General features: G+C 42.7%; 23 protein-coding genes and 2 pseudogenes. 18 read left to right on the top strand and 7 right to left on the bottom strand.

Translation table 11 applies throughout. The features are described from left to right. Window positions 1–362: 362 nt before the first annotated feature. The 14 genes from DDV21_RS10585 (at window position 363) to DDV21_RS10520 (ending at window position 11784) form a co-directional block, all read left to right on the top strand. On the top strand, window positions 363–1154 hold the full coding sequence (locus tag DDV21_RS10585; protein ID WP_116879034.1) for an enoyl-CoA hydratase: 792 nt from the start codon (window positions 363–365) through the stop codon (window positions 1152–1154). Window positions 1155–1247: 93 nt separating this feature from the next. Further along, window positions 1248–1682 carry a fatty acid biosynthesis transcriptional regulator FabT gene (gene fabT / locus DDV21_RS10580; protein WP_116879035.1) on the top strand — a complete coding sequence of 145 codons (435 nt, stop codon included), beginning with the start codon at window positions 1248–1250 and terminating at the stop codon, window positions 1680–1682. Further along, the gene (locus tag DDV21_RS10575) at window positions 1682–2656 is read left to right on the top strand and encodes a beta-ketoacyl-ACP synthase III (protein ID WP_116879036.1); all 975 of its coding nucleotides are present in this window, start codon (window positions 1682–1684) and stop codon (window positions 2654–2656) included. Before fabT ends, DDV21_RS10575 begins: the two co-directional genes overlap by 1 nt. A 57-nt stretch (window positions 2657–2713) precedes the next feature. Beyond that, on the top strand, window positions 2714–2938 hold the full coding sequence (locus DDV21_RS10570; RefSeq protein WP_116879037.1) for an acyl carrier protein: 225 nt from the start codon (window positions 2714–2716) through the stop codon (window positions 2936–2938). Between the two features lie 99 nt (window positions 2939–3037). Next, on the top strand, window positions 3038–4003 hold the full coding sequence (gene fabK, locus DDV21_RS10565; RefSeq protein ID WP_116879038.1) for an enoyl-[acyl-carrier-protein] reductase FabK: 966 nt from the start codon (window positions 3038–3040) through the stop codon (window positions 4001–4003). A gap of 3 nt (window positions 4004–4006) precedes the next feature. After that, window positions 4007–4933: an ACP S-malonyltransferase gene (gene fabD, locus DDV21_RS10560; RefSeq protein ID WP_116879039.1), complete on the top strand. Its 927-nt coding sequence runs from the start codon at window positions 4007–4009 to the stop codon at window positions 4931–4933. 10 nt (window positions 4934–4943) lie between these two features. Further along, on the top strand, window positions 4944–5675 hold the full coding sequence (fabG, locus tag DDV21_RS10555) for a 3-oxoacyl-[acyl-carrier-protein] reductase (RefSeq protein WP_116879040.1): 732 nt from the start codon (window positions 4944–4946) through the stop codon (window positions 5673–5675). A gap of 190 nt (window positions 5676–5865) precedes the next feature. Next, entirely contained in the window at window positions 5866–7098 is a 1233-nt protein-coding gene (gene fabF, locus DDV21_RS10550) for a beta-ketoacyl-ACP synthase II (protein ID WP_116879041.1), read from the top strand. A gap of 2 nt (window positions 7099–7100) precedes the next feature. Beyond that, window positions 7101–7580 carry an acetyl-CoA carboxylase biotin carboxyl carrier protein gene (gene accB, locus DDV21_RS10545; protein WP_116879042.1) on the top strand — a complete coding sequence of 160 codons (480 nt, stop codon included), beginning with the start codon at window positions 7101–7103 and terminating at the stop codon, window positions 7578–7580. After that, complete coding sequence (gene fabZ, locus DDV21_RS10540) at window positions 7577–7999, top strand: 3-hydroxyacyl-ACP dehydratase FabZ (protein WP_116879043.1); 423 nt, start codon at window positions 7577–7579, stop codon at window positions 7997–7999. The genes accB and fabZ overlap by 4 nt, the downstream gene beginning before the upstream one ends. A 34-nt stretch (window positions 8000–8033) precedes the next feature. Continuing rightward, window positions 8034–9401, top strand: coding sequence for an acetyl-CoA carboxylase biotin carboxylase subunit (gene accC / locus DDV21_RS10535; protein ID WP_116879044.1), 1368 nt, complete (start codon window positions 8034–8036; stop codon window positions 9399–9401). A gap of 15 nt (window positions 9402–9416) precedes the next feature. Continuing rightward, complete coding sequence (gene accD, locus DDV21_RS10530; RefSeq protein WP_116879045.1) at window positions 9417–10286, top strand: acetyl-CoA carboxylase, carboxyltransferase subunit beta; 870 nt, start codon at window positions 9417–9419, stop codon at window positions 10284–10286. After that, a complete protein-coding gene (locus DDV21_RS10525; protein WP_116879046.1) occupies window positions 10283–11053 on the top strand; it encodes an acetyl-CoA carboxylase carboxyl transferase subunit alpha in 771 nt (256 codons plus the stop codon). Before accD ends, DDV21_RS10525 begins: the two co-directional genes overlap by 4 nt. Before the next feature lie 98 nt (window positions 11054–11151). Continuing rightward, complete coding sequence (locus DDV21_RS10520; RefSeq protein ID WP_116879047.1) at window positions 11152–11784, top strand: ribonuclease P; 633 nt, start codon at window positions 11152–11154, stop codon at window positions 11782–11784. A gap of 308 nt (window positions 11785–12092) precedes the next feature. On the opposite strand, the pseudogene DDV21_RS10515 reads toward DDV21_RS10520, so the two are convergent. Together DDV21_RS10515 and serS are read right to left on the bottom strand one after the other, a co-directional pair. Beyond that, window positions 12093–13345, bottom strand: a pseudogene (locus DDV21_RS10515) (ISL3 family transposase). A 184-nt stretch (window positions 13346–13529) separates the two neighbouring features. Further along, on the bottom strand, window positions 13530–14810 hold the full coding sequence (gene serS, locus DDV21_RS10510) for a serine--tRNA ligase (RefSeq protein ID WP_116879143.1): 1281 nt from the start codon (window positions 14808–14810) through the stop codon (window positions 13530–13532). A 374-nt stretch (window positions 14811–15184) separates the two neighbouring features. On the opposite strand from serS, the gene DDV21_RS10505 reads away from it, so the two are divergent. Both DDV21_RS10505 and DDV21_RS10500 read left to right on the top strand, forming a co-directional pair. After that, the gene (locus DDV21_RS10505; protein ID WP_116879144.1) at window positions 15185–16252 is read left to right on the top strand and encodes an acyltransferase; all 1068 of its coding nucleotides are present in this window, start codon (window positions 15185–15187) and stop codon (window positions 16250–16252) included. Between the two features lie 216 nt (window positions 16253–16468). Further along, window positions 16469–17721 (top strand): annotated as a pseudogene (locus DDV21_RS10500) (ISL3 family transposase). Window positions 17722–18090: 369 nt separating this feature from the next. Here DDV21_RS10500 and DDV21_RS10495 read toward each other — a convergent pair. The 5 genes from DDV21_RS10495 to DDV21_RS10475 all read right to left on the bottom strand — a co-directional run bounded on the left by DDV21_RS10495 (window position 18091) and on the right by DDV21_RS10475 (window position 22988). Beyond that, on the bottom strand, window positions 18091–18471 hold the full coding sequence (locus DDV21_RS10495) for a DUF956 family protein (protein WP_116878116.1): 381 nt from the start codon (window positions 18469–18471) through the stop codon (window positions 18091–18093). Between the two features lie 336 nt (window positions 18472–18807). After that, window positions 18808–19719, bottom strand: a complete 912-nt coding sequence (locus DDV21_RS10490; RefSeq protein WP_116878117.1) for a PTS system mannose/fructose/sorbose family transporter subunit IID — start codon at window positions 19717–19719, stop codon at window positions 18808–18810. A gap of 18 nt (window positions 19720–19737) precedes the next feature. Beyond that, window positions 19738–20556: a PTS mannose/fructose/sorbose transporter subunit IIC gene (locus DDV21_RS10485; RefSeq protein ID WP_116878118.1), complete on the bottom strand. Its 819-nt coding sequence runs from the start codon at window positions 20554–20556 to the stop codon at window positions 19738–19740. Window positions 20557–20587: 31 nt separating this feature from the next. Further along, window positions 20588–21580 carry a PTS sugar transporter subunit IIB gene (locus DDV21_RS10480; protein ID WP_116878119.1) on the bottom strand — a complete coding sequence of 331 codons (993 nt, stop codon included), beginning with the start codon at window positions 21578–21580 and terminating at the stop codon, window positions 20588–20590. Window positions 21581–22175: 595 nt separating this feature from the next. Next, the gene (locus DDV21_RS10475) at window positions 22176–22988 is read right to left on the bottom strand and encodes a Cof-type HAD-IIB family hydrolase (protein WP_116878120.1); all 813 of its coding nucleotides are present in this window, start codon (window positions 22986–22988) and stop codon (window positions 22176–22178) included. 91 nt (window positions 22989–23079) lie between these two features. Here DDV21_RS10475 and DDV21_RS10470 point away from each other — a divergent pair, with 91 nt between their 5' ends. Next, on the top strand, window positions 23080–23664 hold the full coding sequence (locus tag DDV21_RS10470; protein WP_116878121.1) for a hypothetical protein: 585 nt from the start codon (window positions 23080–23082) through the stop codon (window positions 23662–23664). 163 nt (window positions 23665–23827) lie between these two features. Continuing rightward, the gene (locus DDV21_RS10465) at window positions 23828–25249 is read left to right on the top strand and encodes an NCS2 family permease (RefSeq protein ID WP_116878122.1); all 1422 of its coding nucleotides are present in this window, start codon (window positions 23828–23830) and stop codon (window positions 25247–25249) included. Window positions 25250–25459 lie beyond the last annotated feature (210 nt).

Here is a 25459-nt window from a genome sequence, read left to right as displayed (position 1 = left end):
AAGTAAATTATAGCAGAATTTAGGGCGGGTGTCAGCAGTTTTCGGAAAATCGGCCTGCTTTCTTTTCATATTTGCAAAAGTTGGGGGAAAACAGGATCATATGGCTGTAAACTGTATTTGTTTTGAAGTGTTCCAGTCTGCTTTCTGTTTATAATGAGGCTTTGTAACATCTTGTGTTGCTAAATTCATTTTTGTTATCATCGGAAAGTTTGATAAATCAGTGTTATTAGGCGGAAGCCTCTGCTTTTGTCAAGAAAATAATTGCTTTTTATCTTGCGTTCAGGCTTTTTTTTGTGTAAAATAAAAGCAATTTCAAAAATAATTTGACTGTCAAACTTTTTAGTCTATTTTGGAGGAAAAACATGTCCTATAATGGAATTCTTTACAGTGTCAGTGATGAGGTTGCGACATTAACGTTTAATCGACCGGATGTTTCAAATGGTTTTAATATCCCAGTCTGTCAGGAAATTTTGGCTGCATTAGCAGAGGCAGAAGCAGATGAACAGGTTAAAATCCTGATTATTAACGCTAACGGCAAAGTTTTTTCTGTTGGCGGCGATTTGGTGGAGATGCAGCGGGCAGTAGAGGCTGATGATGTCCAGTCTCTTGTTTTGATTGCTGAATTAGTCAATAAGATTTCTTTTGCCATTAAACGATTGCCCAAACCGGTCATTATGAGTATTGACGGCGCAGTTGCAGGAGCAGCGGCTAATATGGCAGTAGCGGCTGATTTCGTTATAGCTACACCTCAGACAAAATTTATTCAGGCTTTTGTTAATGTTGGTCTGGCACCTGATGCCGGCGGCTTGTTTTTGATGAGCAGGGCTATCGGTATAACGCGTGCCACTCAGCTGGCTATGACAGGGGAGGGCCTAACAGCAGAAAAAGCACTTGATTACGGCATTGTTTACCGGCTGTGTGAAAGTGAAAAGCTTGAACGGACGACCAAGCAGCTTGTTAAACGTCTATTGCGCGGTTCTATTAATTCTTACCGTGCTATTAAAGAGATGGTTTGGGCTTCTTCGTTTGCTGGCTGGGATGATTATGCTGAAACCGAACTAAAACTTCAGGAAGAACTGGCTTTTAAAGAAGACTTTAAAGAAGGAGTTCGGGCTTACGGCGAAAAAAGGCGGCCAAAGTTTACAGGGAAGTAAGCAAATACTCATTTATTTTCAGAAAAACATTGAAAATTGTTTTAAGTTTTGATATACTTTGATTGTCAAAGTTTATGGTAAGGGGGTAAGGTCTTGGAATATGACAAAATAAACGAGTATCTTGTTGATATTTTCAATAGAGTTCAGGTCATTGAAGAAATTAGCCTAAAAACCAGCCGGTTTAAAGACGTTTCTTTAAAAGAAATGCACACAATTGAAATTATCGGCAAACAACGTGATGTGACACCAAGTGATATTGCTCGTGAATTGATGTTAACTCTCGGGACTGTTACAACCAGTTTAAATAAATTAGAGACAAAAGGTTATATTGAAAGAATGCGTTCAACAGCAGACAGGCGTGTTGTCCATTTGCGTCTGACGAAAAAAGGCCGGCTGCTTAATCGGCTGCACAGCAGATTTCACAAATCTATGGTTACACATATAGTAGAAGGTTTAGACAGCGATGAGATAAAAGTCTTGACTCGAGGGCTAAGCAATCTTCATAAGTTTCTGGAGGAGTTGGTGTAATGACATTTGCAAAAATCACACAAGTGGCTCACTATGCTCCGCAGCAGGTCATCAGTAATGATGACCTCGCAAAAATTATGGATACTAGCGATGAGTGGATTGCCTCTCGTACAGGAATCCGCCGGCGTCATATCAGTCAAACTGAGACAACCAGTGAACTGGCCACGCATGTTGCTGAGGAACTTTTACAGCGGTCAGGTACAGATGCCTCAGAGTTAGATTTTATTATCATAGCTACCATTACGCCGGATTCTTTAATGCCCTCTACAGCGGCTCGTGTCCAAGCTAATATTGGGGCTGTAAAAGCTTTTGCTTTTGATGTGACAGCGGCTTGCAGCGGCTTTGTTTTTGCTCTCTCTGCTGCTCAAAAACTGCTGGAGGGTGGCTCTTACCGCAAAGGCCTTGTTATTGGGGCAGAAACACTGTCTAAAACCCTTGACTGGTCTGACCGAAGGACAGCTGTACTGTTTGGTGACGGTGCCGGCGGCGTTCTTCTGGAAAAAAGCAAAGAGCAGCACTTTCTTGCAGAATCGCTGCATTCTGACGGCAGCCGCGGTGAAAGTTTATCTTCGGGGGTGGCAGCCCTTGACTCACCTTTTTCTGAAAAAGGTGAAGATGATAAGTTTCTGAAGATGGACGGGCGGGCTATTTTTGATTTTGCAATCAGAGATGTTACACAAAGTATCATTCACCTGCTTGCTGAATCTGGTTTGCCTGCTGAATCAGTCGATTATTTTCTTTTGCATCAGGCTAACAGCCGAATCTTAGATAAGATGGCAAAGAAAATGGGGATTGATCGCCAAAAATTCCCAGCCAATATGATGGAATACGGGAATACCAGTGCGGCGAGCATTCCTATTCTATTATCTGAATGTGTTCAAAATAACCTTATCAAATTAGATGGTTCTCAGACAATTTTGCTGGCTGGTTTCGGCGGGGGTTTGACATGGGGCTCACTAATTGTTAAAATCTAGTTATATCTTGTGCATCAGCACATTATAAAAAAATATTTATTTTAAGGAGAAATAAACATGGCAGTATTTGAAAAAGTACAAGAAATTATCGTAGAAGAACTCGGCAAAGAAGCTGAAGAAGTGAAAGCAGAAACAACTTTCGATGAGCTTGATGCTGATTCACTTGATGTTTTTCAAGTCATTTCAGAAATTGAAGATGAATTCGATATTCAAATTGAAACTGAAGATGGTCTGAACACTGTAGGTGACTTGGTTGCTTACGTTGAAGAGAAAACAAAATAATAGGAAGATTTGAGAGTATTCGTAGCCGAATATTCTCTCTTCTTATTTTGATAGTTTGATTGTCAAATTATTAAAAGCTACACTTAGAAGGTTGAGTAAATGAAAACGAAAATTACAGAATTATTAAATATTAAATATCCTATCTTTCAAGGAGGTATGGCCTGGGTTGCCGATGGTGATTTAGCTGGGGCAGTATCAAATGCTGGCGGCCTTGGTATCATCGGCGGCGGGAATGCGCCGAAAGAAGTCGTAAAAGCTAATATTGATAAAGTAAAATCAATTACTGATAAGCCTTTTGGTGTAAATATTATGCTCTTGTCACCATTTGTTGATGACATTATTGACCTTGTTATAGAAGAAGGGGTAAAAGTGGTGACAACAGGAGCCGGTAACCCTGGGAAGTATATGGAGCGTTTCCATGAAGCAGGAATTACTGTTATTCCGGTTGTCCCAAGCGTTGCATTGGCTAAGCGGATGGAAAAGCTTGGGGCTGATGCCATTATTGCTGAAGGGATGGAAGCCGGCGGTCATATCGGAAAATTGACCACCATGACATTAGTCCGTCAGGTGGCTGCTGCTGTTGATATCCCGGTTATCGGTGCCGGCGGTGTTGCTGACGGGCGCGGAGCTGCGGCAGTCTTTATGCTTGGGGCTGATGCTGTTCAGGTCGGAACTCGGTTTGCGGTAGCTAAAGAATCTAATGCCCATCAAAACTTCAAAAACAAGATTCTTAAGGCTAAGGACATTGATACTGTTATTTCTGCCCAAGTAGTTGGCCATCCGGTGCGGGCAATTAAAAACAGACTGTCAACGGCCTATGCCAACGCTGAAAAAGACTATCTGCGCGGTATCAAAGATGAGCAGGAAATTGAAGAGCTCGGTGCGGGTGCACTGCGCAATGCAGTTGTAGATGGCGATGTTGATAATGGTTCTGTAATGGCTGGTCAAATTGCCGGCTTTGTCAGCAAGGAAGAAAGCTGTAAAGAAATTTTAGAAGATTTGTATTACGGAGCAGCTGAAATCATTAAAGCAGAAGCGGCACGTTGGGCCGATGTGGAGAATTAAAAAATGACAAAAACAGCATTCTTATTTGCCGGTCAAGGGGCACAGAAAGTCGGTATGGCAGCTGATTTATATGAAGCGTATCCCATCGTTAAAGAAACTTTTTCAACTGCCAGCCGTATTTTGGGATATGATCTTCGCGAACTGATTAATCATGATGAGGAAAAACTTAACCAAACGCGTTATACTCAACCAGCCATCCTGACAACTTCTGTAGCTATTTACAGAGTGCTGCAGGAAAAGGGGTTTGCTGCAGATATGGTAGCTGGCCTATCTTTAGGTGAATACTCTGCCTTAGTTGCTGCAGGGGCACTGAGTTTTGAAGAGGCTGTGGATTTAGTGGCTAAACGCGGTCAATTTATGGAGACTGCTGCGCCTGCAGGGACAGGCAAAATGGTGGCTGTTATGAATACAGAGCCCTCTGTTATTGAAGAAATCTGCCAAAAGGCGTCAGTTAAAGGAATTGTCAGTCCGGCTAACTACAATACTCCGGGGCAGATTGTTATCGGCGGTGAGACCGCTGCAGTGGACTATGCTGTAGAGCTTTTCAAAGCAGCTGGGGTTAAACGGCTGATTCCGCTTAAGGTTTCCGGTCCTTTCCATACAGCTCTTCTGAAATCTGCCAGTGAACAGCTGGCGGCTGAACTGGAAAAAGTAACTGTTAAACCTTTGCAGATTCCTTTAGTTGGCAACACAGAGGCCAAAGTTATGGAAACAGAAAATATAAAAGCACTCTTAGCCCGTCAAGTGATGGAGCCAGTACGCTTTTATGATTCAGTTGCCACAATGAAAAATGCAGGAGTTGAAGCGTTTGTTGAAGTTGGTCCGGGTAAAGTTCTAAGCGGTTTTGTTAAGAAAATTGATAAAAACGTATCTGTTGCACATGTTGAAGACCTTGAAAGTCTTCAAGCATTAGTTAATGAAAAGTCATAGAGGGGATATCATGGAAATTCAAAATAAAAATGCTTTTATTACAGGGTCAACACGGGGTATCGGTTTAGCCATTGCACATAAATTTGCCGCTTTGGGTGCTAATATTGTTTTGAACGGACGTTCTGCTATTTCGGAAGAATTCTTGGCAGAATTTGCTCCTTACGGTGTAAAAGTGATTGCTGTCTCGGGTGACGTTTCGGATTATGCGGATGCTCAGCGGATGGTGAAAGAAGCGCAGGAAAAACTGGGGAATATTGATATCTTGGTTAATAATGCTGGGGTTACTAATGACAAACTGATGTTAAAAATGACAGAAGCTGATTTTGAAAGTGTTTTAAAAATCAATCTCACTGGGGCTTTTAATATGACACAGTCAGTCTTAAAACCGATGACAAAGGCCCGTCAAGGTGCTATTATTAATATGTCCAGTGTTGTCGGCTTGACTGGAAATGTCGGTCAGGCTAATTATGCAGCCTCTAAGGCGGGACTTCTTGGTCTGACAAAGTCAGTTGCACGTGAAGTTGCTGCCCGTGGGGTGAGAATTAATGCCATTGCTCCCGGTTTTATTGAATCAGATATGACAGATGCCATTCCTGATAAGATGAAAGAAAGCATGCTGGCACAGATACCGATGAAACGGATCGGCAAGGCCGAAGAAGTCGCTGAAGTCGCCGCTTTTTTAGCACAGCAAGAATATCTTACAGGTCAGGTTATTGCCATTGACGGCGGGATGACGATGTAGGTACTGATATTTTTGGGATAAATTTACATTTTTGCTGGTTTTTATACAGCTTGTTTTCGCTAAACTATTGTGAAAAAATCATATCAATATTGCTGGTCAGTTCTTATGCCTAGTAATAGTTGCTGTTTTTGGAGAAACTAAAGATCTCTAGTTTTTCCTCAATATAATAAACAAAGAAGGGTTTAACATTATGACATTCAACAGAGTTGTAGTTACAGGTTATGGGGTGACATCGCCAATAGGTAATACACCAGAAGAATTTTGGAACAGTTTGGAAAAAGGGAAAATTGGGATTGGTCCGATCACCAAATTTGACACATCGGAAATTCCAGTTCATAATGCCGGTGAGATTAAGGATTTTCCTTTTGATAAATATTTTGTTCGCAAGGATAAAAACCGGATGGACATGTATTCGATTTATGCGATTTATGCTACCTTGGAAGCATTGGCAAATGCTGATTTAGATATGGAAGCAGTGGATCGCGACCGTACGGGTGTAATTGTCTCCAGCGGTATTGGTGGTCTGCAGGAGATGCAGGAACAGATTATCCGGATGCACCAAAAAGGCATTAAGCGTATCCAGCCAATGTTTGTTCCTAAAGCATTGTCTAATATGGCAGCCGGCAATATTGCTCTTCGTATTGGCGCTAAAGGGGTATGTAAATCTATTACAACAGCTTGTGCGTCAGCTAATGATGCTATCGGTGAAGCTTTCCGGGAAATCAAATTTGGTTTTCAGGATGTTGTTCTTGCTGGCGGGGCTGAATGTACTATTAACGAGATCGGTATTGGCGGTTTCAATGCTTTAACGGCACTGTCAACGACCGAAGATCCTAACCGTGCTTCTATTCCTTTTGATAAAGACCGCAATGGTTTTGTTATGGGAGAAGGCGCTGGAGTCTTAGTTCTTGAAAGTCTTGAACATGCTCAAAAACGCGGGGCGACCATCCTAGCGGAAATTGTCGGCTATGGAAATACCTGTGATGCTTATCACCAAACCAGTCCGGATCCAAACGGTTCCGGAGCAGCTAAAGCTATGCAGCTGGCAATGAAGGAAGCAGGGGTTGAAGCAGCAGATATTGATTATGTCAATGCACATGGGACTTCAACGCAGGCTAACGAAAAAGGAGAAAGTCAGGCTATTGTTGCGGTTCTCGGGAAAAATGTTCCAGTATCATCAACTAAATCGTTTACCGGTCACCTCCTCGGTGCAGCAGGCGGTGTAGAAGCAATTGCTACAATTGAAGCAATCCGCAACAGTTTTGTTCCGATGACTGCCGGAACAAAAGAACTGTCAGCTGACATCGAAGCTAATGTTGTCTATGGACAAGGACAGGCTGCAGAAATTAAATATGCTTTGTCCAATACCTTTGGTTTTGGCGGGCATAATGCGGTGACAGCCTTCAAACGTTGGGAGGACTAATCTTGAATATTGAAGAAATTAAAGACTTAATGGCTCAGTTTGATCAGTCAAGTCTTAAGGAATTCTCTTACCGCAGTGCAAATGATGAACTGACTTTTAGTAAAAACACTGCTCATTTACCAGAGCCTGCAGCTCCTGCCAATTCTGTTGCTGAACCGGTTTCAGAAAAGGAATCACCAGCACCTTCATCTTTAGTTTCTGCGGATTCAGCTGAGCCTTCAGCATCTGCTGCAACTGCAGAAGCTGAAGGGGATCTTGTTGAGAGTCCGCTTGTGGGCGTTGCTTATTTGGCTCCTGCGCCAGATAAACCGCCTTTTATATCTGTTGGCGATACCGTTAAAAAGGGACAGACCTTGCTGATTATCGAAGCCATGAAAGTCATGAATGAAATTCCTGCACCACGTGACGGAATCGTGACGGAAATTTTGGCAGTTAATGAAAAGGTCATTGAATTTGGCGAAGGGTTGGTACGTATAAAATGATTGATATTCAAAAAATTCGTGAAGCATTGCCCCACCGTTATCCTATGCTCTTAGTTGATCGTGTTATCAAAGCAGAAGAGGATGAAATTGTTGCTTTAAAAAATGTCACCATCAATGAACCTTTCTTTGACGGTCACTTTCCTCAGTATCCTGTGATGCCGGGAGTCTTAATCATGGAAGCTTTAGCACAGACTGCCGGGGTTCTGGAGCTGTCTAAAGAGGAAAATAAAGGCAAATTGGTTTTTTACGCCGGAATGGATAAGGTGAAATTTAAAAAGCAAGTTGTCCCAGGGGATCAGCTGGTTATGACCGCTAAATTCATAAAACGCCGCGGGACGATTGCTGTTGTTGAGGCAAAGGTGGAAGTAGACGGACAGTTAGCCGCCAGCGGGACCTTAACTTTTGCGATTGGCAGCTAAAATAAAAAAGCTGATAAAGGAGAAGTACAGCACTATGTTTAAAAAAATTTTAATTGCTAATCGCGGTGAAATTGCGGTGCGCATTATTCGAGCAGCGCGTGAGCTTGGAATTACAACAGTTGCTGTCTATTCAGAGGCTGATAAAGAGGCTCTCCACACTAATTTAGCTGATGAAGCAATCTGCATAGGTCCTGCCAAATCGGCTGATTCTTACTTGAATATGAATTCAGTCTTATCGGCAGCTGTTGTCTCTGGAGCGGAAGCTATCCACCCAGGATTTGGCTTTTTGAGCGAAAATGCTAAATTTGCAACCATGTGCGAGGAAATGAATATTAAATTTATCGGTCCGGCCGGTTCCATCATGGATAAGATGGGGGATAAGATTAATGCGCGTGCAGAGATGATTAAAGCTGACGTTCCTGTTATTCCGGGTTCTCCCGGGGAAGTCTTTACTGTCGAAGAAGCCCTTGAAATAGCTGAGACGGTCGGTTACCCCGTCATGCTAAAGGCCTCTGCAGGCGGCGGCGGCAAGGGCATTCGCAAAGTTGATAAGAAAAGCGATCTGGCTCCTGCTTTTGAATCTGCTTCCCAGGAGGCTTTAGCCGCTTTTGGGAATGGTGCCATGTACATCGAAAAGGTTATCTATCCGGCTCGGCATATTGAGGTCCAGATTTTGGGAGACAGTTTTGGCCATATCGTCCATTTAGGAGAGAGAGACTGTTCCTTGCAGCGTAATAATCAAAAAGTGCTTGAAGAGAGCCCTTCAGTTGCCATCGGCCCTACACTTCGAGGGAAAATGGGTGCTGCTGCTGTACGTGCTGCTCAGGCTGTTGCTTATGAAAGTGCAGGGACGATTGAATTCCTCTTGGATGAAAAATCGGGACAGTTCTATTTTATGGAGATGAATACCCGTGTGCAGGTTGAGCATCCAGTGACAGAATTTGTGACAGGAATTGATATCATCAAAGAACAGATTAAGATAGCTGCCGGTCAGGCTTTATCTTTTACACAGACTGATATTACCATTAAGGGGCACGCCATTGAATGCCGAATTAATGCTGAAAATCCTGATTTCAATTTTGCGCCGAGTCCCGGAAAAATTACAGACCTCTACCTGCCGGGCGGAGGAGTTGGTTTACGTGTTGATTCTGCTGTTTATCCCGGTTACACTATTCCTCCTTACTATGACAGTATGATTGCTAAAATCATTGTCCACGGGGAAAACCGCTTTGATGCGCTTATGAAAATGCAGCGGGCTTTGTATGAGTTAGAGATTGAAGGTGTTATAACGAATACCAGCTTTCAAATGGATTTAATCTCTGACAGCCATGTTATTGCCGGTGATTATGATACGTCTTTCCTGATGGAATCATTCCTGCCGAATTATCATAAGAAGGATTGATAGGAGGGAGGTTTCATGGCTTTATTTAGTAAAAAAGATAAATATATTAGAATAAACCCTAATCATTCCGTGAAAAGAGAAGCGCAGCGGGAAGCTCCGGAAGTTCCTGATGAGTTATTTGCTAAATGTCCAGCATGTAAGCATATGATTTATCAGAAAGATCTGGGGCCAGCTAAGATTTGCCCGTCTTGTTCTTATAATTTCCGTATTTCAGCTCAGGAACGCTTGGCTATCACTGTCGATGACGGGTCTTTTGAAGAGTTATTTGCCGGAATGGAGACAAAGAATCCGTTGAAATTTCCTGACTATGAAGAGAAATTAGCTCAAGCCAGAAAAAAGACGGGTTTAGATGAGGCTGTCATAACAGGTAAGGCTTTAATCAAAGGTCAGCTTACGGCGCTTGCTGTTATGGACTCAAATTTTATTATGGCAAGTATGGGGACTGTTGTCGGAGAAAAAATCACACAGCTGTTTGAACTGGCTCTTAAAGAAAAACTGCCAGTTGTGATTTTTACAGCTTCCGGCGGTGCCCGCATGCAGGAAGGCATTATGAGTCTTATGCAGATGGCTAAGATTTCGGCGGCGGTTAAGCGCCACGCAAATGCTGGCCTATTTTATCTGACTGTTCTTACGGATCCGACGACCGGGGGCGTAACTGCAAGTTTTGCTATGGAAGGTGATATTATTTTAGCAGAACCGCAGGCACTCGTGGGGTTTGCTGGTCGGCGTGTCATCGAGACTACTGTTCGGGAAAGTCTGCCGGATGATTTTCAAAAGGCAGAATTTCTGCTGGATCATGGTTTTATTGATGCTATTGTTAAACGAACGGAAATGCCGGATACAATCGCCAGATTACTTGAATTCCACGGAGGTAGCAGCAAATGAGCGATGTCGCTAGAATTTTAAAAGAAGCGCGGAATCAAGGACGGCTGACGGCTCTTGATTATGCAGAACTCATTTTTGATGATTTCATGGAATTGCATGGTGATCGTCACTTTGCAGATGATGGCGCTGTTGTCGGCGGCCTTGCCCGTTTGGACGGCCGTCCGGTTACGGTTATCGGCATTCAAAAAGGGAAAAATTTGCAGGACAATTTGAAGCGTAATTTTGGTCAGCCTAATCCTGAAGGCTATCGTAAGGCACTGAGGCTGATGAAGCAGGCTGAAAAATTCGGCCGTCCTGTTATTACTTTTATTAATACAGCCGGTGCTTATCCTGGGATTGGTGCTGAGGAACGGGGCCAAGGCGAAGCTATCGCCAAAAATCTTCTTGAGATGAGTGATTTGCGGGTTCCCATCATTGCCATTATTATCGGCGAAGGCGGTTCCGGCGGTGCCTTAGCACTTGCTGTAGCTGATCAGGTCTGGATGCTGGAACATACGATTTACGCAGTCCTCAGTCCGGAAGGTTTTGCCTCAATTCTCTGGAAGGATGGCAGCCGGGCTACAGAAGCAGCTGAATTGATGAAAATTACCGCAGGAGAATTACTTAATATGGGAGTAATTGACCAAATCATTCCCGAACACGGCTACTTTTCCAGCGAAATCATTGAACGCATCAAAACCAGCTTGATAGCAGAGATAGAAAAACTTAGCCAGCTTCCTCTTGAAGACTTGCTTGAAAAGCGGTATCGGCGTTTTAGAAAATACTGAAAAGCCAGCTTGCCTTTAATAGCACGGCTGTCTTCATACCAGCTGTTCTCTCAAGTGTTTTCACGAAAGATTTTATAACAAAGGCTGTGAGGGAAAAGATGTATCAGGAAATAAATCACTATCTTGCTTTTCGAGGAGTCAGATACATTAAGCCGGAAAAAGCCGGTCCCTTGGCTGATGATATGCTGTCCCTAAAACAAGCTGGACAAGCAGCTAGAGCCAGTTTCACTGAAATCGCTAAAGCTCTGGCTCTAAAAATCAGTCCTTGGGAAATGGGCAGGGTGAGCAATTGGGCTAATCAAGCCCAAATTGCCCGCCCTCATTTTTGGTGCTACTATAAAGCTCCTGAAGATAAATCGGATGATGTCGGTTTTGCTATTCGTCTGTACGGTCAAAAGAATGATTTTGGAATATCTGCAGAGGTCAGCTTTATTGAACGGCAAAAATCGGAGCGGACATTGGCTAAGCAGCATCAGGTTCTAGAGCTTCCTATTGATGCACCGCTTTATTATCTGGTGCAGGAGAAGGGGAAGAGCTACCGTTTAACTGGGACAGAAGAAAACCGTCAGCAGCTGAAAAAGCAAGTAAAACAAGGCGAGGTTCGGAAAGTTTTAGTCAAATATGATTTTCCCATCAAGGAGAATCAAACCTTAACTGAATTGATTGAAAATCTAAACCGAGGTTTTAAAGTCCTCTTGCCTTATTACAAGCTAGCTAACGGACAATCTTAGAATCCAAGCAGCTTGCCAAGCTGACTGGGGACCTTATAGTTTGGGGTTCTGCCCCTCCCTAGTCGTCTTGGCAGAAGTGCTGCCTGTGAAATCAAAGATTTCGGACTTACCGCCAGCCGTAGACGTCTGAAGGCTTTGTCGTCTTAACAGCCGACCGCACCCTTCTAGTCGTCTTGACAGGGGTGCGTCTGCGAAATCAAAGATTTCGGACTTACCGCCTTTTCATACGGATTTTTTCACGGCCTTTGTATCTTGTTATGAAATCATGTAAAAAGGGCTCATTGTCAACTGTAGTGGGTGACTTATAGCTAAGCACGAGAGGAGACAAAGTTCGTCTCCTCTTTTGCTATGTTCAAAGCGATAAGGATGCGAGTTTTAAAATTGTCAAAGTTCCGAAAACCAAAGGCATTACGCTTGATGTCCTTGATGAGTTTGTAGCCTCAAGTTTGGCGTTAGAATAGGGCATCTGTATGGCGTTTGTAACGTATTTTTTATAGCGAACAAGTGTGGCAAGAGTGGTTCTAAAGGTTTGATTAAGGTGTGGGAAAGCTTCTGTTATCAGGTCAAAGAAACAGTTAGCGTTTTTCTCTTGCAAGTGGAAAAGCAGGAGCTGATAAAGGTCATAGTAGCCCTGTAATTGAGGGACAAGCTGGAAGATTTTGGTCAAGCATTCTTTTGGTGTCAGGGTCTCCCTAAAAGTTCTTGAGTAAAAACGGTTCAAAGAACGTTTTCGGCTGTCTTTCAAGACCAGTTTCCAGTAGTATTTGAGGGCACGATATTCCAGAGATTTCTTGTCAAACTGTTTCATGAGTTGAATGCGAGTGTGATTAAGAGCTCGGCTAATATGCTGTACGATGTGAAATCTATCAAGAACGATTTGAGCATTAGGAAATAGAGTTTTGATAAGAGGAATATAGCTGCCAGACATATCAACGGTAACGCTTTTAACGCTGTTTCTAGCCTTTTTAGAGTACTTAAAGAAATGATTGCGAATGGTTGTTTGTGTCCGATTATCCAGGATCGTGATGATTTTCTTGGTTTCACAATCTTGAGCAATGAAGGCTAGTTTACCCTTTTGATAAGAAAATTCATCGATGGAGAGGAGCTCAGGCAGATGATAAAAGTCTTCTTTGAAGGTGAATTGCTTGAGCTTACGATGGACAGTTGACGTTGAAACAGCCAAGTTCTGAGCGATGTGTGTCAGAGCATCACGTTTGATCAAGCCTTGTGTGATCTTTTGTCTAACAGGTTCAGCGATTTGGCAGTTTTTCCGAACCAAGTTAGTCTCAGCGACTGTAACTCTGCGACAGCTTTTGCACTGGAAACGACGCTTTTTGAGTTTGATAAGACTAGGAAATCCAGCAATTTCAAGGTATGGAATCTTTGACGGCCTTTGGAAGTCGTATTTTATCTGCTTTCCCCCACAAGTTGGACAAGATTTAGGCTCATAATCAAGCCTAGCCCAGACCTCAATGTGTGTTTGACACTTAAAAACTTTATTCAGAGTAATGTTTTTATCTTTAATTCCAATCAATTCTGTAGTATGATAGAGTTGTTCCATATGAATCTTTCTAATGAGTTGTTTCAACGCTTTTCATTATAAGTCATATGGGACTTTTTGTCTGCATTAAAAAGCCCTATAATCTTCGCAGTGGATTTACCCACTACAGAAATTATAGAGCCGTAAAAAGGAATCTGGACTTTGTCATAGATTCCTTTGTTTTTGTGTCAGTACTGTCAGCCACTTATGGTTTTAGGGGAATCCTGTCTGTGCCTTTCATGTAAGGACGCAGGACTTCCGGTATTGTGACAGAACCGTCTTCATTTTGGTAATTTTCTAAAATAGCTGCTACAGTACGGCCGACAGCCAATCCGGAACCATTGAGGGTATGCAGCAATTTCACTTTACCGTCTGCTTCGTCTCGGTAGCGGATTTGCGCGCGTCGGGCTTGGAAATCCTCCGTATTTGAACAGCTGGAAATTTCTCGGTAAGTGTTTTGGGCTGGCAGCCAAACTTCTAAATCATAAGTCTTAGCAGCTGAAAAGCCCATGTCACCAGTACAGAGCACGATAACTCGGTAAGGCAAGCCAAGTTTTTTAAGAATATTTTCGGCATTGGCTGTCATTTTTTCCAGCTCATCATAGGAGTTTTCCGGCTTGGAGAATTTAACCATTTCGACTTTGTGAAATTGATGCAGCCGAATTAATCCCCGAGTATCGCGGCCGGCTGAACCAGCTTCTGAGCGAAATGAAGGACTCATAGCTGTAAAATAAACCGGAAGGTCCTTACCATCTAGAATTTCATCTCGATAATAGTTGGTCAGAGGTACTTCAGCGGTAGGAATAAGAACATAATCAGATGCCGCTAATTCAAAAGTATCTTCCTTAAATTTAGGATACTGACCAGTGCCAAACATCGACTCATGATTAACCATGTAAGGAGGAATGACCTCTGTATAGCCCTCTTTAGCATGCTCATCCAGCATGAAGTTGTAGACAGCTCTCTCTAACTGGGCGCCTAGCCCTTTATAAAAAAGAAAACGTGAGCCGGTTACTTTACCGCCTCTTTCCCAGTCAAGGATTTCTAATGCTTCACCGATATCCCAATGCGCTTTTATGTCAAAATCAAAGTCTTTCGGTTTTCCCCAGCGGCGTACTTCGACATTATCTGACTCATCTGCCCCAACCGGAACATCTTTAGCAGGGATATTAGGAAGCTCCCAGAGAATGGTCTGAAGTTTTTCTTCGATTTCAGCCAATTCATGGTCAAACTGTTTAATTTCTGCAGCTAGTTTTTTCATGGCTGAAATGGCTTCTGACGGGTCTTCTTTTTGACGCTTGGCCTGTGCAATAGCGGCAGAGGCTGTATTGCGTTCAGCTTTAGCTGTCTCCGTTTTGACAAGCAGACTGCGCCGCTGCTCGTCAAGTTTTTTGAGCTTATGTAAAATATCAACTTCAACACCGCGGTTGGCTAAGTCAGAAGCAAGAGCATCAAAGTTTGTTCGGATATGTTTCAGATCTAACATATATTTCCTCCTAAAAATAGATGGGAGCATTTTTGCGCCAAAGCGCATTGGCAGTGCAGTTTGGCAAAGAAAGCTATTAAAAAGTTTAGCTGCTAACGAAAAAAGCACACAGAAACGGCAGTGCTGGAGCGCTTCTGCGCGGTTCCATCCAGCTTCACATTTTTGTGCACTTACTTGCTTATTAAACTGCTTTCACGGTAGAATTTCATATTTTTTTCTTATCTGCTCACAGCAAACGCAGATTTTCTGAAAAAGAAAAAAATCTTACTTATCCGTTGTTGCTATTATATAAAAAATTTACTGAAAAGTAAACTTAAAAATTGTAAGCAGATTGATATGTCTGAAAATAACAGATTATGATAAAATGAGATATTATGAAGACAAAAGAGTTAAAAGTTTCCTCTTATAATGCAGGAATTGATTTTTTGCGTATTTTCGCTATGGTAATGATTATTATTACGCATATTTTGGGAAAAGGGGGTATACGAGATGAAGTACAAGGTGATATTGATATCTACTACTGGGTGACCTGGCTGATTCAAGTCACAGCTTACGGCGCTGTTAACTGTTATGCTTTGATTAGCGGCTATGTAGGCTTAAGGTCTGCTTACAGGTACTCTAAGGCGCTGTCCTTGTGGCTGCAGGTGTTTTTTTACACCATCGGTCTGACCTTAATCTTTGCTGCAGCTGGGCAGACCCTCAGCGGCGGTGACTGGCTGGGCGCTTTTTTCCCAGTGATAACGGGGCAGTATTGGTATATTACGGCTTATTTTGGTCTCCTTGTTTTTATGCCTCTGCTGAATACTGCCCTTGTAAAGCTGAGCAAGAAAGATTTGAAACACCTTGTTTTTGTAGCAATCTTTTTTTTCTCAGTCATGCCGGCTTTGTTCAACACTAAAGTTGATGAGTTTTCTTTTGCCAAGGGATTCAGTATGAATTGGCTGATTGTCCTTTATATTATTGGAGCCTATCTCAGCCGTCTTGACTTGAAAAAACGATTTAAGACACAGAACTTGATCTTGATTTACAGCGCGTCAATTTTGGTGACCTTTACCATGAAATTTTTAATCGGCGATATTTGGTACTGGTACACGTCTCCGAGCTTGCTGGCAGGCTCTGTCGCTTTGTTTATCCTCTGTGCGAATCTGGAAATAAAAGAAGGGGGCCGTTTTTTTGCTTTTATTAAACGATTTGCTCCAACAACCTTAGGGGTTTATCTGTTTCATCTCAACCCTTTAATGGTACGCTTTTGGATGCGTGATGTTTTTATTCCTTTTGTTGATGCCCCAATTATGCTCTTTCCCTTGCTGATTTTAGGAACGGCAGTTCTTATTTTTGCCATATCCGCTTTAGTAGAACTTTTTCGCTTAAAACTATTTAGGTTTCTGAGAATACAGCAGCTGGCAGCTCGATTAGACCGGCTCTTTCCCTTTGGACAGTGAATTTGTCTGCCCAATAGATAACAGACAGGTTGTATAAAGCAGACAATTTGTGCAAAAACTAAAAGTGAACCTCAGTTTGAAGGTTCACTTTTATGGCTCTATAATTTCTGTAGTGGGTAAATCCACTGCGAAGATTATAGGGCTTTTTAATGCAGACAAAAAGTCCCATATGACTTATAATGAAAAGCGTTGAAACAACTCATTAGAAAGATTCATATGGAACAACTCTATCATACTACAGAATTGATTGGAATTAAAGATAAAAACATTACTCTGAATAAAGTTTTTAAGTGTCAAACACACATTGAGGTCTGGGCTAGGCTTGATTATGAGCCTAAATCTTGTCCAACTTGTGGGGGAAAGCAGATAAAATACGACTTCCAAAGGCCGTCAAAGATTCCATACCTTGAAATTGCTGGATTTCCTAGTCTTATCAAACTCAAAAAGCGTCGTTTCCAGTGCAAAAGCTGTCGCAGAGTTACAGTCGCTGAGACTAACTTGGTTCGGAAAAACTGCCAAATCGCTGAACCTGTTAGACAAAAGATCACACAAGGCTTGATCAAACGTGATGCTCTGACACACATCGCTCAGAACTTGGCTGTTTCAACGTCAACTGTCCATCGTAAGCTCAAGCAATTCACCTTCAAAGAAGACTTTTATCATCTGCCTGAGCTCCTCTCCATCGATGAATTTTCTTATCAAAAGGGTAAACTAGCCTTCATTGCTCAAGATTGTGAAACCAAGAAAATCATCACGATCCTGGATAATCGGACACAAACAACCATTCGCAATCATTTCTTTAAGTACTCTAAAAAGGCTAGAAACAGCGTTAAAAGCGTTACCGTTGATATGTCTGGCAGCTATATTCCTCTTATCAAAACTCTATTTCCTAATGCTCAAATCGTTCTTGATAGATTTCACATCGTACAGCATATTAGCCGAGCTCTTAATCACACTCGCATTCAACTCATGAAACAGTTTGACAAGAAATCTCTGGAATATCGTGCCCTCAAATACTACTGGAAACTGGTCTTGAAAGACAGCCGAAAACGTTCTTTGAACCGTTTTTACTCAAGAACTTTTAGGGAGACCCTGACACCAAAAGAATGCTTGACCAAAATCTTCCAGCTTGTCCCTCAATTACAGGGCTACTATGACCTTTATCAGCTCCTGCTTTTCCACTTGCAAGAGAAAAACGCTAACTGTTTCTTTGACCTGATAACAGAAGCTTTCCCACACCTTAATCAAACCTTTAGAACCACTCTTGCCACACTTGTTCGCTATAAAAAATACGTTACAAACGCCATACAGATGCCCTATTCTAACGCCAAACTTGAGGCTACAAACTCATCAAGGACATCAAGCGTAATGCCTTTGGTTTTCGGAACTTTGACAATTTTAAAACTCGCATCCTTATCGCTTTGAACATAGCAAAAGAGGAGACGAACTTTGTCTCCTCTCGTGCTTAGCTATAAGTCACCCACTACAGTTGACAATGAGCCCTTTTTACATGATTTCATAACAAGATACAAAGGCCGTGAAAAAATCCGTATGAAAAGGCGGTAAGTCCGAAATCTTTGATTTCGCAGACGCACCCCTGTCAAGACGACAAAGCCTTCAGACGTCTACGACTGGCGGTAAGTCCGAAATCTATGATTTCGCAGACGCACCTCTGTCAAGATGACTAGAAGGGTGCGGTCGGCTGTCAAGACGACAAAGCCTTCAGACATCTATGACTGGGTTGTTTTGCAATATGCTCTGCATCATGATGGCAGGCGTCTTTTTCATTAGGATTTTAGACCGTGTTCAGTTCCATTAGAAAAAAATTTGGGGTGGCTTCACTCAGTTTTTTTTGAGTTAAATATTTTCTTCAGGGACTGTCCAATAGTTTGTAACAAAGTTGGCAGCTTAACAACCTTGTCATTGCCAATATGTTCTCTGGCGATTTTAAGGATTTTCCCTGAATCTTTAGAGGCAAAAAGGAACTTCCCCTTATCGGTAAAGATTTCAAAATGGCGGCTAATCTTTTTTTGAGAGACATTAGCCCCGATTTGATTAATAGATGACCAAGGAATTTGGATGTAATGCTCAACATTATTATCATTATAAAATTCAAGTGCCTTATCGCCGATTAAAAATTTTCCGACTTTGCCGCCAAATCCCAGATAAGACACCCCCTTACCGCTGTAATCAACTTTAGTATTAAGAGATTGTGCCATAAAACTCTCCTTATATTAAGATACAAAGGCCGTGAAAAACACAAAGTAAAAATAGGAGCCTGACCGCCGAGTCACCAAAGACTCAAGGGTGGGCCTACTCACAGAGTAGCCACATTCGTACACCAGCCTGCGCTTCCTGCGACTGCGTCTCTTTTTTACACAGCGTTTAGGCCGTGTTCAGTTCCTTTAAGATAGAAAGGATGCCCGGAAATGAACAAAATAAGAGGCTGCCCGCACAGATAAGGGCAGTCTGCCATTTTCGGCCTTGTCACTCATTCTATTATATCAAAAAAAGAAGGCTGCAGCCTTCTTTTTTGTCATCACTTTTCAGATGGATTACATCCAGCCGATAACGTGAAGGACGATACCGACGATAAAGAGTCCGATGATAATTGTAATTGGCGAAACTTTCTTCTTAAGCAGCCACATACAGAAGAGGGTGAGAAGAAGTCCCATTAACCCAGGGATCAAGGAATCTAATTGTCCTTGTAGGGTATTAGTCTGTTCTTGAGTCAGACTGAGACCATCAGCCACTTGTCCGAGGATTTCCTGCAGTTTACCGCCTGTTACAGCACCGTTAGGGAATTCGATATAGGCACCTTCAGAAAGCTGAGTAGACGGCAGATTAAGAGTGAAACTGATGCTTACCCAGCGCTGTACCAGAGCAGCCAGAATAAACATACCGAGAATCGAAGCGCCTTTAGTGATATCCTGAAGAATACCGCCCGAGAGGTCTTTGGTAATTTCTGAACCAGCACGATAGCCGAATTCCTGAGTATACCATAGGAAAGCCATACGAATGAGGTTCCAGCCGAGGAAGAAAATGATTGGTCCCAGAATGTTGCCGGATGCAGCCAGAGAAGCACCCAGCGCTCCGAGGATTGGACGAACTGTAAACCAGAAGACTGGGTCACCGATACCGGCCAAAGGTCCCATCATACCGATCTTAACCCCTTGGATAGCGGTATCGTCAATCTCAGCACCGTTAGCACGTTCTTCTTCCAAAGCAAGCGTTACACCAATGATAGGTGCAGCAACATATGGATGAGTATTAAAGAATTCCAAGTGGCGTTCCAAAGCAGCCGCTTGATCTTCTTTTTTAGTATAAAGTCTTTTAATTGCTGGGATTAAGGAATAAGCCCAGCCGAGGTTTTGCATACGTTCGTAGTTCCAAGATCCTTGAAGGAAGGTTGAACGCCACCAAACTTTCTGACGATCTGATTGTGTTAATTGAATTTTTTCAGCCATTATTGATCTCCCTCCTTCTTAGTAATCTTCCAGGATATCGCCGATTGGGTCATTTGAAGCGCTGCTGCTGCCGCCATTTCCTGAAGAACCGCCTTGTTTAGACAGGTTAAGGTAGATAAGAGCAATAGCCACACCGATAACCCCAAGACCAATCAGTGTCAGCTCGCTGAGGGCTGCAAATACAAAACCAAGGGCAAAGAATGGCCAAACTTCACGAGTTGCCATCATGTTAATAACCAAAGCATAACCGACAGCAACGACCATACCGCCGCCGATTGTCATGCCGTCTGCCAGCCAATCAGGAATCGCACCAAGCATACTTTGAACACTTGAAGTCGGAAGAGCGAGCAGAAGGGCAGCAGGCAGAGCGATACGCAGGCCTTGCATCAGCAAAGCAGCATAATGGGCACGCTCAACAGCTTTGATGTTGCCGTTTTTAGCAGCAGCATCAGCCGTATGGACAACGGCAACTGATAAGGTGCGGACAATCATGGTAAGTGCCAGACCGGCAACAGCAAGAGGAATGGCAACGCCTGTAGCGACGCTGATACCGCGCTGAGTGAAGTCCCCGCCTTTAACCATAATAATGGCAGCTGCACTGGCAGCTAAAGCAATATCAGGTGCAACTGCAGCTCCGATATTAGCCCAGCCGAGTGCGATCATCTGCAGAGAACCGCCTAAGATAATTCCGGCTTCTAAATGTCCGGTTACAAGACCGATAAGTGTGCAGGACACCAAAGGCTGGTGCAGTTGAAATTGGTCCAGGATACCATCGAGCCCTGCAAAAAAGGCAACGATGATAACTAGGATTGCAGAAATAATTGAAATATCTGACATGATATATCCTTTCTTTTTCGATATACAATGATTATTGGACGTTTGCCTTGTTAATCAGTTCAAACAAGTCTTTCGGAGAATCGTTTGGAACTTTGCGGACATCAAAACTAACGCCAAGATCGCGCAATTTTTCAAATGTGGCTACATCATCCTTATCCATTGATAAGACATTATTGACCATTGTTTTTCCGGTCGAGTGGGCCATTGAACCGATATTCAGTTCGGTTATCGGAACTCCGCCTTCAATAGCTTCAAGAGCTTCCTGCGGTGTTTCAAATAAGATAAGCGCATGCGTATTACCGAAGCGTGGATCTTTAGCTGCTTCAATTAATTTTTTGATTGGGACAACATTGGCTTTTACCCCACCGGGAGCGGCCTGCTTGATTAAGCCTTTGCGCAGCTCATCCTGTGATACAGTATCTGAAGCAACGATGATCCGATCTGCTTTTGAAGCAGGCGTCCAGTTGGTTGCAACCTGTCCGTGCAGCAAACGTGTATCGACACGGGCTAGATTGATCTTAAGCTTGCCGTCTCCGATAACGGTTCCTTCCGGAATTGCTCCTTGTGGAGCTTCTTGCGCAGCAGGAGCAGCTTCAGGTGCTTCGGCAGGATTAAGAGCTTCAGGCAGAGCCTTGACCCCATCCTTGGCCTCTTTTATGATATTTGCAGCAACCTGTTCAACCCCTGCATCAGCGTCCATCATACGCTCTGTATAGGCTTGAATAAGCATTGGCAAATTGAGGCCGGTGATGACAGCCATTTTGCGTTCTGGATTTTCCTCCATGACGCGGCTGGCCTGATTAAACGGTGAACCGCTCCAAAGGTCAGCCAGTACGAGAATCTCATCGTCAGCATCGAATTGTGCGACGGCATCGTTGAAATGTGCATACAAATCATCCGGTCCTTCGCTTGGCATAAAAGTGACGACTTGGACTTTTTCCTGATCGCCAAAGATCATTGAACCGGATTGGTGGATGCCTTCGGCAAATTTACCGTGGCTGGCAATGATAATACCGATACCCATTCTTGTTCTTCCTCCTTATTTATATTTTTCCTTAAAATGAAAAAGAATAATCTCCTTCCAAAGTAAACGGCAGCCCTGGATATTATCCAGTTCTTAGCGGGAAGCAGCTTATTTTGGCAATTCTTTTTTAATTTAGGGAAATTTAAGAACATATTAATTGTAAAACGTTTTCAATGAAAAAGCAATAGAATTTTGAGAAAAATTTTCAAGAAACAAAAAAAGCTATCATTTTCATGCAGCTGTTTTGTCTTTATTTGAAAGTTTTTGAAAAATTCTAAGATAGATAACAAATTAATATGTTATTTGCAGCGGCTTTTCTCTTGAAAATATAAATACTGTTCAAAAAGCATACAGTGAAATCGGAGAACAAACCGGGAAGCGGGACAAGTGCCTTACGCTTACAGTGCTCAGTTTAATAACAGTTCACAGCAGCTGACTGGCTATTATTCTCTCTGGTATTTGCCGGCCAGCTGTGCGGGACTGAGGGCTTATCACCATGTGTGTAAATGTGATGAACTGGCTTTTGTTTCCTGCTGAAAATTGATAAAAGCGCTGCTGGAAGCTAAACGGCCAGACTGCCTGCCTTGACTTTAGGTTATAAAAATAATTTTTCTAATTGTTTTGCGACGCCGTCTTCTTCACTGGTAAAGGAGAGCTGCTCATCCGCATAAGGCAGAAGGATAGGGTTGGCGTTTTTCATAGCATAGCCGGTTCGGGCCAGAGCCAGCATTTCTGTGTCATTGTGTTCGTCACCAAAAGCAATCAGCTCTTCTTTAGTCAGTTTATAGACATTCAGCAGATGCTTAAGGGCAAAAGCTTTGTTGACGCCTCTGGCCGAAAATTCCAGAATATTCATCGGGCCGCCCCAGGAATCGATTTCCATTTCATCGTTGAAATAGCGGCGCATTTCAGCTGCCAAGGCATATTTGTCTTCATGCCGTGTCTGCATTAAGAGCCCTTTTGGATTTTGTGTGATTTTTCGAGGATCCAGACGCATTTTGTCAGTAATTTCTTTTACACCAAAGAGTTCTGGTCTGATACTTCCAGGATTATCCATTGTGATGTAAAATTTTTTCCGATATTCGCTGGCGATAAAATCAGCGGCAAAAGCCTGCTTTTGGTTTAATACTTCAAACAAATATCGTTTATCAATCGTTATGCTGAGCTCCTGCGACCAGCGCCGGTCGGGGATATGTGTCAAAGCCCCGTTAAAGCTGATCATTGGTGTTTTTAATCCTAAATGATAGTAGTGATTTGCTGCCATAGAGAACGGCCGCCCTGTGGCGATGACAACGATATGGCCGCTGGCAGTCACTTTTCTGATAACTTCAGCTGTATAAGCTGAAATAGTGTTATCGCTGTGCAGAAGTGTCCCGTCTAAATCAATTGCAATCATTTTTTTCGTCATACTGAAAATTATAACATATCAGGAAAAAGAAGAATAATGAAAAAGCCGTTTTTTCTGTGATATAATAAACAGTACAGATTGGAGTATTTTAATGCGTAGAGTTATTCTGGTTCATTTCTTTGCTGTTTCGGTTTTCATCGCTGTTTTTATCTACCAGCCGCCTGCTGAAAACCTGCTGTCTGACCTCATTTTTGCTGCGGTCAGTTTAGAAATGGGCTTTGTTGCCCAGTATTCTCAAAAAAGGCTTTTTCGGCTGCTGGCTTTGCTTATTTGGTGTTTTGCCTACCCTCATATTTTTAATACTTTAATTGGCCTAGCTGATTTGTCCTGGGACAGTGCTCTGTTAATGGGCTCAGAGGGGACTTTTTCCTTCTTCACTTATCTGGCAGCTCTTGTTTTTACTTTGATTGCTGCGGTTCTCAGTTTTCGGCTGCTGCTGAAAAGTTTTAAACCTAATCGGTATTTATATTATTTCTTGCTGCCTTTTTTTGCCCTGACAACCAGTTTTTTTATAGAAGCTGGCAGGAGCGGTCTTCTCGTCTGGTCTGAATTTATCAGCAATCCCGCCGGCATCTTCAGTCAGTTTCTTGGTCAGTTTGCCAGTCTCAATATTCCGTTTATTCTAGGCTTGACCTTCATTCAGCTAATGCTGCTCATTTTATTAGGGGATGACTAGGATAAACAGAGCAGGAAACTCTGAAGAATAAATTAGTCTCTTGTTTTTTAGCGGACAGTCTGCTTAAGTGAGCAAAAGAAATTTATCCTGCTTTGTTGAAAAATGAACGATTGTGTAGTAAAATGATTTTATCGTTCGTAAATAAAGGAGAAATCATTAAAAAATGGAAAAGTTTTTTAAGCTTAAAGAACATGGGACAGATGTTCGCACTGAAATCACTGCAGGGCTGACAACCTTTTTTGCTATGTCTTATATTCTCTTTGTCAATCCTTCGATGCTGTCACAGACCGGCATGCCTGCTCAAGGTGTCTTTCTGGCGACTATTATCGGTGCGGTTGCAGGGACATTGATGATGGCATTCTATGCTAACATGCCTTATGCTCAGGCACCTGGTATGGGACTTAACGCATTTTTTACTTACACTGTCGTTTTTGCGCTTGGCTACAGCTGGCAAGAAGCCTTGGCTATGGTCTTTCTCTGCGGTCTTATCTCTATTGTTATTACGGTAACCAAAGTTCGGAAAATGATTATCGAGTCTATTCCGGCGGCACTAAAATCCGCTATTTCAGCTGGGATTGGTGTTTTTTTGGCCTATGTGGGGATAAAAAATGCCGGACTGCTGAAATTTTCCATTGATCCGGGAACTTACAGTGTTGCCGGAAAGGGGGCTGAAGAAGGTCTGGCTTCTATTACTGCCAATTCAGCAGCAACGCCCGGGCTGGTTGAATTCACCAATCCGGCTGTTGTGGTCGCGATTGTCGGTTTGGTTATTACGGCTTTCTTTGTGATTAAAAATATTAGGGGCGGTGTCATTATTTCTATTGCCTTAACTACCGTCATTGCTATTTTTGCCGGTGTTGTTGACCTTTCCAGTATTGATTTTGGTTCCAATAATGTTGGCACAGCTTTTAGTGAATTAAAATCTGTTTTTGGAGTGGCTTTAGGGCATCAGGGACTAGGCTCTTTATTTGGAGATGCCGGCCGGATTCCAGAGGTTTTAATGGCTATTCTTGCTTTTTCTCTGACAGATATTTTTGATACTATCGGTACTTTGATTGGGACCGGTGAAAAAGTTGGAATTGTGACTGCAGAAGAGGGAGGAAAAGGAACAAAAGGACTGGATCGGGCACTCTTTTCTGATTTAGTGGGGACAACGGTTGGTGCCATTGCCGGCACTTCAAATGTTACAACTTATGTTGAATCTGCTGCTGGGATTGGTGCAGGCGGCCGGACAGGTCTAACAGCTTTGACAGTTGCTGTACTCTTTGCTGTTTCCAGCTTGTTTAGTCCTTTGTTGGCTATAGTCCCTAATGCTGCAACAGCCCCGATTCTCATTATTGTTGGGATAATGATGCTGTCGAATCTTAAAAATATTGACTGGCATGATATTAGTGAAGCTATACCTGCTTTCTTCACATCGATCTTTATGGGCTTTGCTTACAGTATTACACACGGCATTGCGGCTGGTTTTATTTTCTATACGCTGGTTAAAATTTTTAAGGGGCAGGCCGCTAGTGTTTCTGTTGTTATCTGGATCTTGGATATCCTCTTTATTCTCAATTTTATTAGTTTAGCTGTTTTGTAGAATAACACCACTGTTTGACAGGTGCTGTCCTTTCGATTAACTTTTATGACGACCTCCTTCTGATACTGAGCTGGAAAGCAAAACGGTCAGAAGGAGTTTTTTGTGTGGAATTAAAGGCAAAAGTCTGTCGGAAACTTCTTATAAAAACGGCAGATTCGAGGTAGAGGCGGTTAATAAGAAGTGTTCAGCACCACTCCCAGTACAAGAAAA

This window comes from Streptococcus chenjunshii, from assembly GCF_003086355.1.
GTDB classification, from domain to species: Bacteria; Bacillota; Bacilli; order Lactobacillales; family Streptococcaceae; genus Streptococcus; species Streptococcus chenjunshii.
Note: the sequence above shows the minus strand (reverse complement) of the source record. Positions and strands in the feature narration are given on the sequence as shown.

Excerpts from the sequence above, each read along its gene's own strand:
- DDV21_RS10490 (WP_116878117.1), bottom strand. The coding sequence starts at position 19,719 with ATGGCTGAAAAAATTCAATTAACACAATCAGATCGTCAGAAAGTTTGG.
- DDV21_RS10495 (WP_116878116.1), bottom strand. The coding sequence starts at position 18,471 with ATGGCACAATCTCTTAATACTAAAGTTGATTACAGCGGTAAGGGGGTG.
- serS (WP_116879143.1), bottom strand. The coding sequence starts at position 14,810 with ATGTTAGATCTGAAACATATCCGAACAAACTTTGATGCTCTTGCTTCT.
- accC (WP_116879044.1), top strand. The coding sequence starts at position 8,034 with ATGTTTAAAAAAATTTTAATTGCTAATCGCGGTGAAATTGCGGTGCGC.
- fabG (WP_116879040.1), top strand. The coding sequence starts at position 4,944 with ATGGAAATTCAAAATAAAAATGCTTTTATTACAGGGTCAACACGGGGT.
- DDV21_RS10480 (WP_116878119.1), bottom strand. The coding sequence starts at position 21,580 with ATGGGTATCGGTATTATCATTGCCAGCCACGGTAAATTTGCCGAAGGC.
- fabF (WP_116879041.1), top strand. The coding sequence starts at position 5,866 with ATGACATTCAACAGAGTTGTAGTTACAGGTTATGGGGTGACATCGCCA.
- DDV21_RS10525 (WP_116879046.1), top strand. The coding sequence starts at position 10,283 with ATGAGCGATGTCGCTAGAATTTTAAAAGAAGCGCGGAATCAAGGACGG.
- DDV21_RS10505 (WP_116879144.1), top strand. The coding sequence starts at position 15,185 with ATGAAGACAAAAGAGTTAAAAGTTTCCTCTTATAATGCAGGAATTGAT.
- accD (WP_116879045.1), top strand. The coding sequence starts at position 9,417 with ATGGCTTTATTTAGTAAAAAAGATAAATATATTAGAATAAACCCTAAT.
- DDV21_RS10585 (WP_116879034.1), top strand. The coding sequence starts at position 363 with ATGTCCTATAATGGAATTCTTTACAGTGTCAGTGATGAGGTTGCGACA.
- DDV21_RS10575 (WP_116879036.1), top strand. The coding sequence starts at position 1,682 with ATGACATTTGCAAAAATCACACAAGTGGCTCACTATGCTCCGCAGCAG.
- DDV21_RS10465 (WP_116878122.1), top strand. The coding sequence starts at position 23,828 with ATGGAAAAGTTTTTTAAGCTTAAAGAACATGGGACAGATGTTCGCACT.
- DDV21_RS10470 (WP_116878121.1), top strand. The coding sequence starts at position 23,080 with ATGCGTAGAGTTATTCTGGTTCATTTCTTTGCTGTTTCGGTTTTCATC.
- DDV21_RS10485 (WP_116878118.1), bottom strand. The coding sequence starts at position 20,556 with ATGTCAGATATTTCAATTATTTCTGCAATCCTAGTTATCATCGTTGCC.
- DDV21_RS10520 (WP_116879047.1), top strand. The coding sequence starts at position 11,152 with ATGTATCAGGAAATAAATCACTATCTTGCTTTTCGAGGAGTCAGATAC.
- DDV21_RS10570 (WP_116879037.1), top strand. The coding sequence starts at position 2,714 with ATGGCAGTATTTGAAAAAGTACAAGAAATTATCGTAGAAGAACTCGGC.
- fabZ (WP_116879043.1), top strand. The coding sequence starts at position 7,577 with ATGATTGATATTCAAAAAATTCGTGAAGCATTGCCCCACCGTTATCCT.
- DDV21_RS10475 (WP_116878120.1), bottom strand. The coding sequence starts at position 22,988 with ATGACGAAAAAAATGATTGCAATTGATTTAGACGGGACACTTCTGCAC.
- fabD (WP_116879039.1), top strand. The coding sequence starts at position 4,007 with ATGACAAAAACAGCATTCTTATTTGCCGGTCAAGGGGCACAGAAAGTC.
- fabK (WP_116879038.1), top strand. The coding sequence starts at position 3,038 with ATGAAAACGAAAATTACAGAATTATTAAATATTAAATATCCTATCTTT.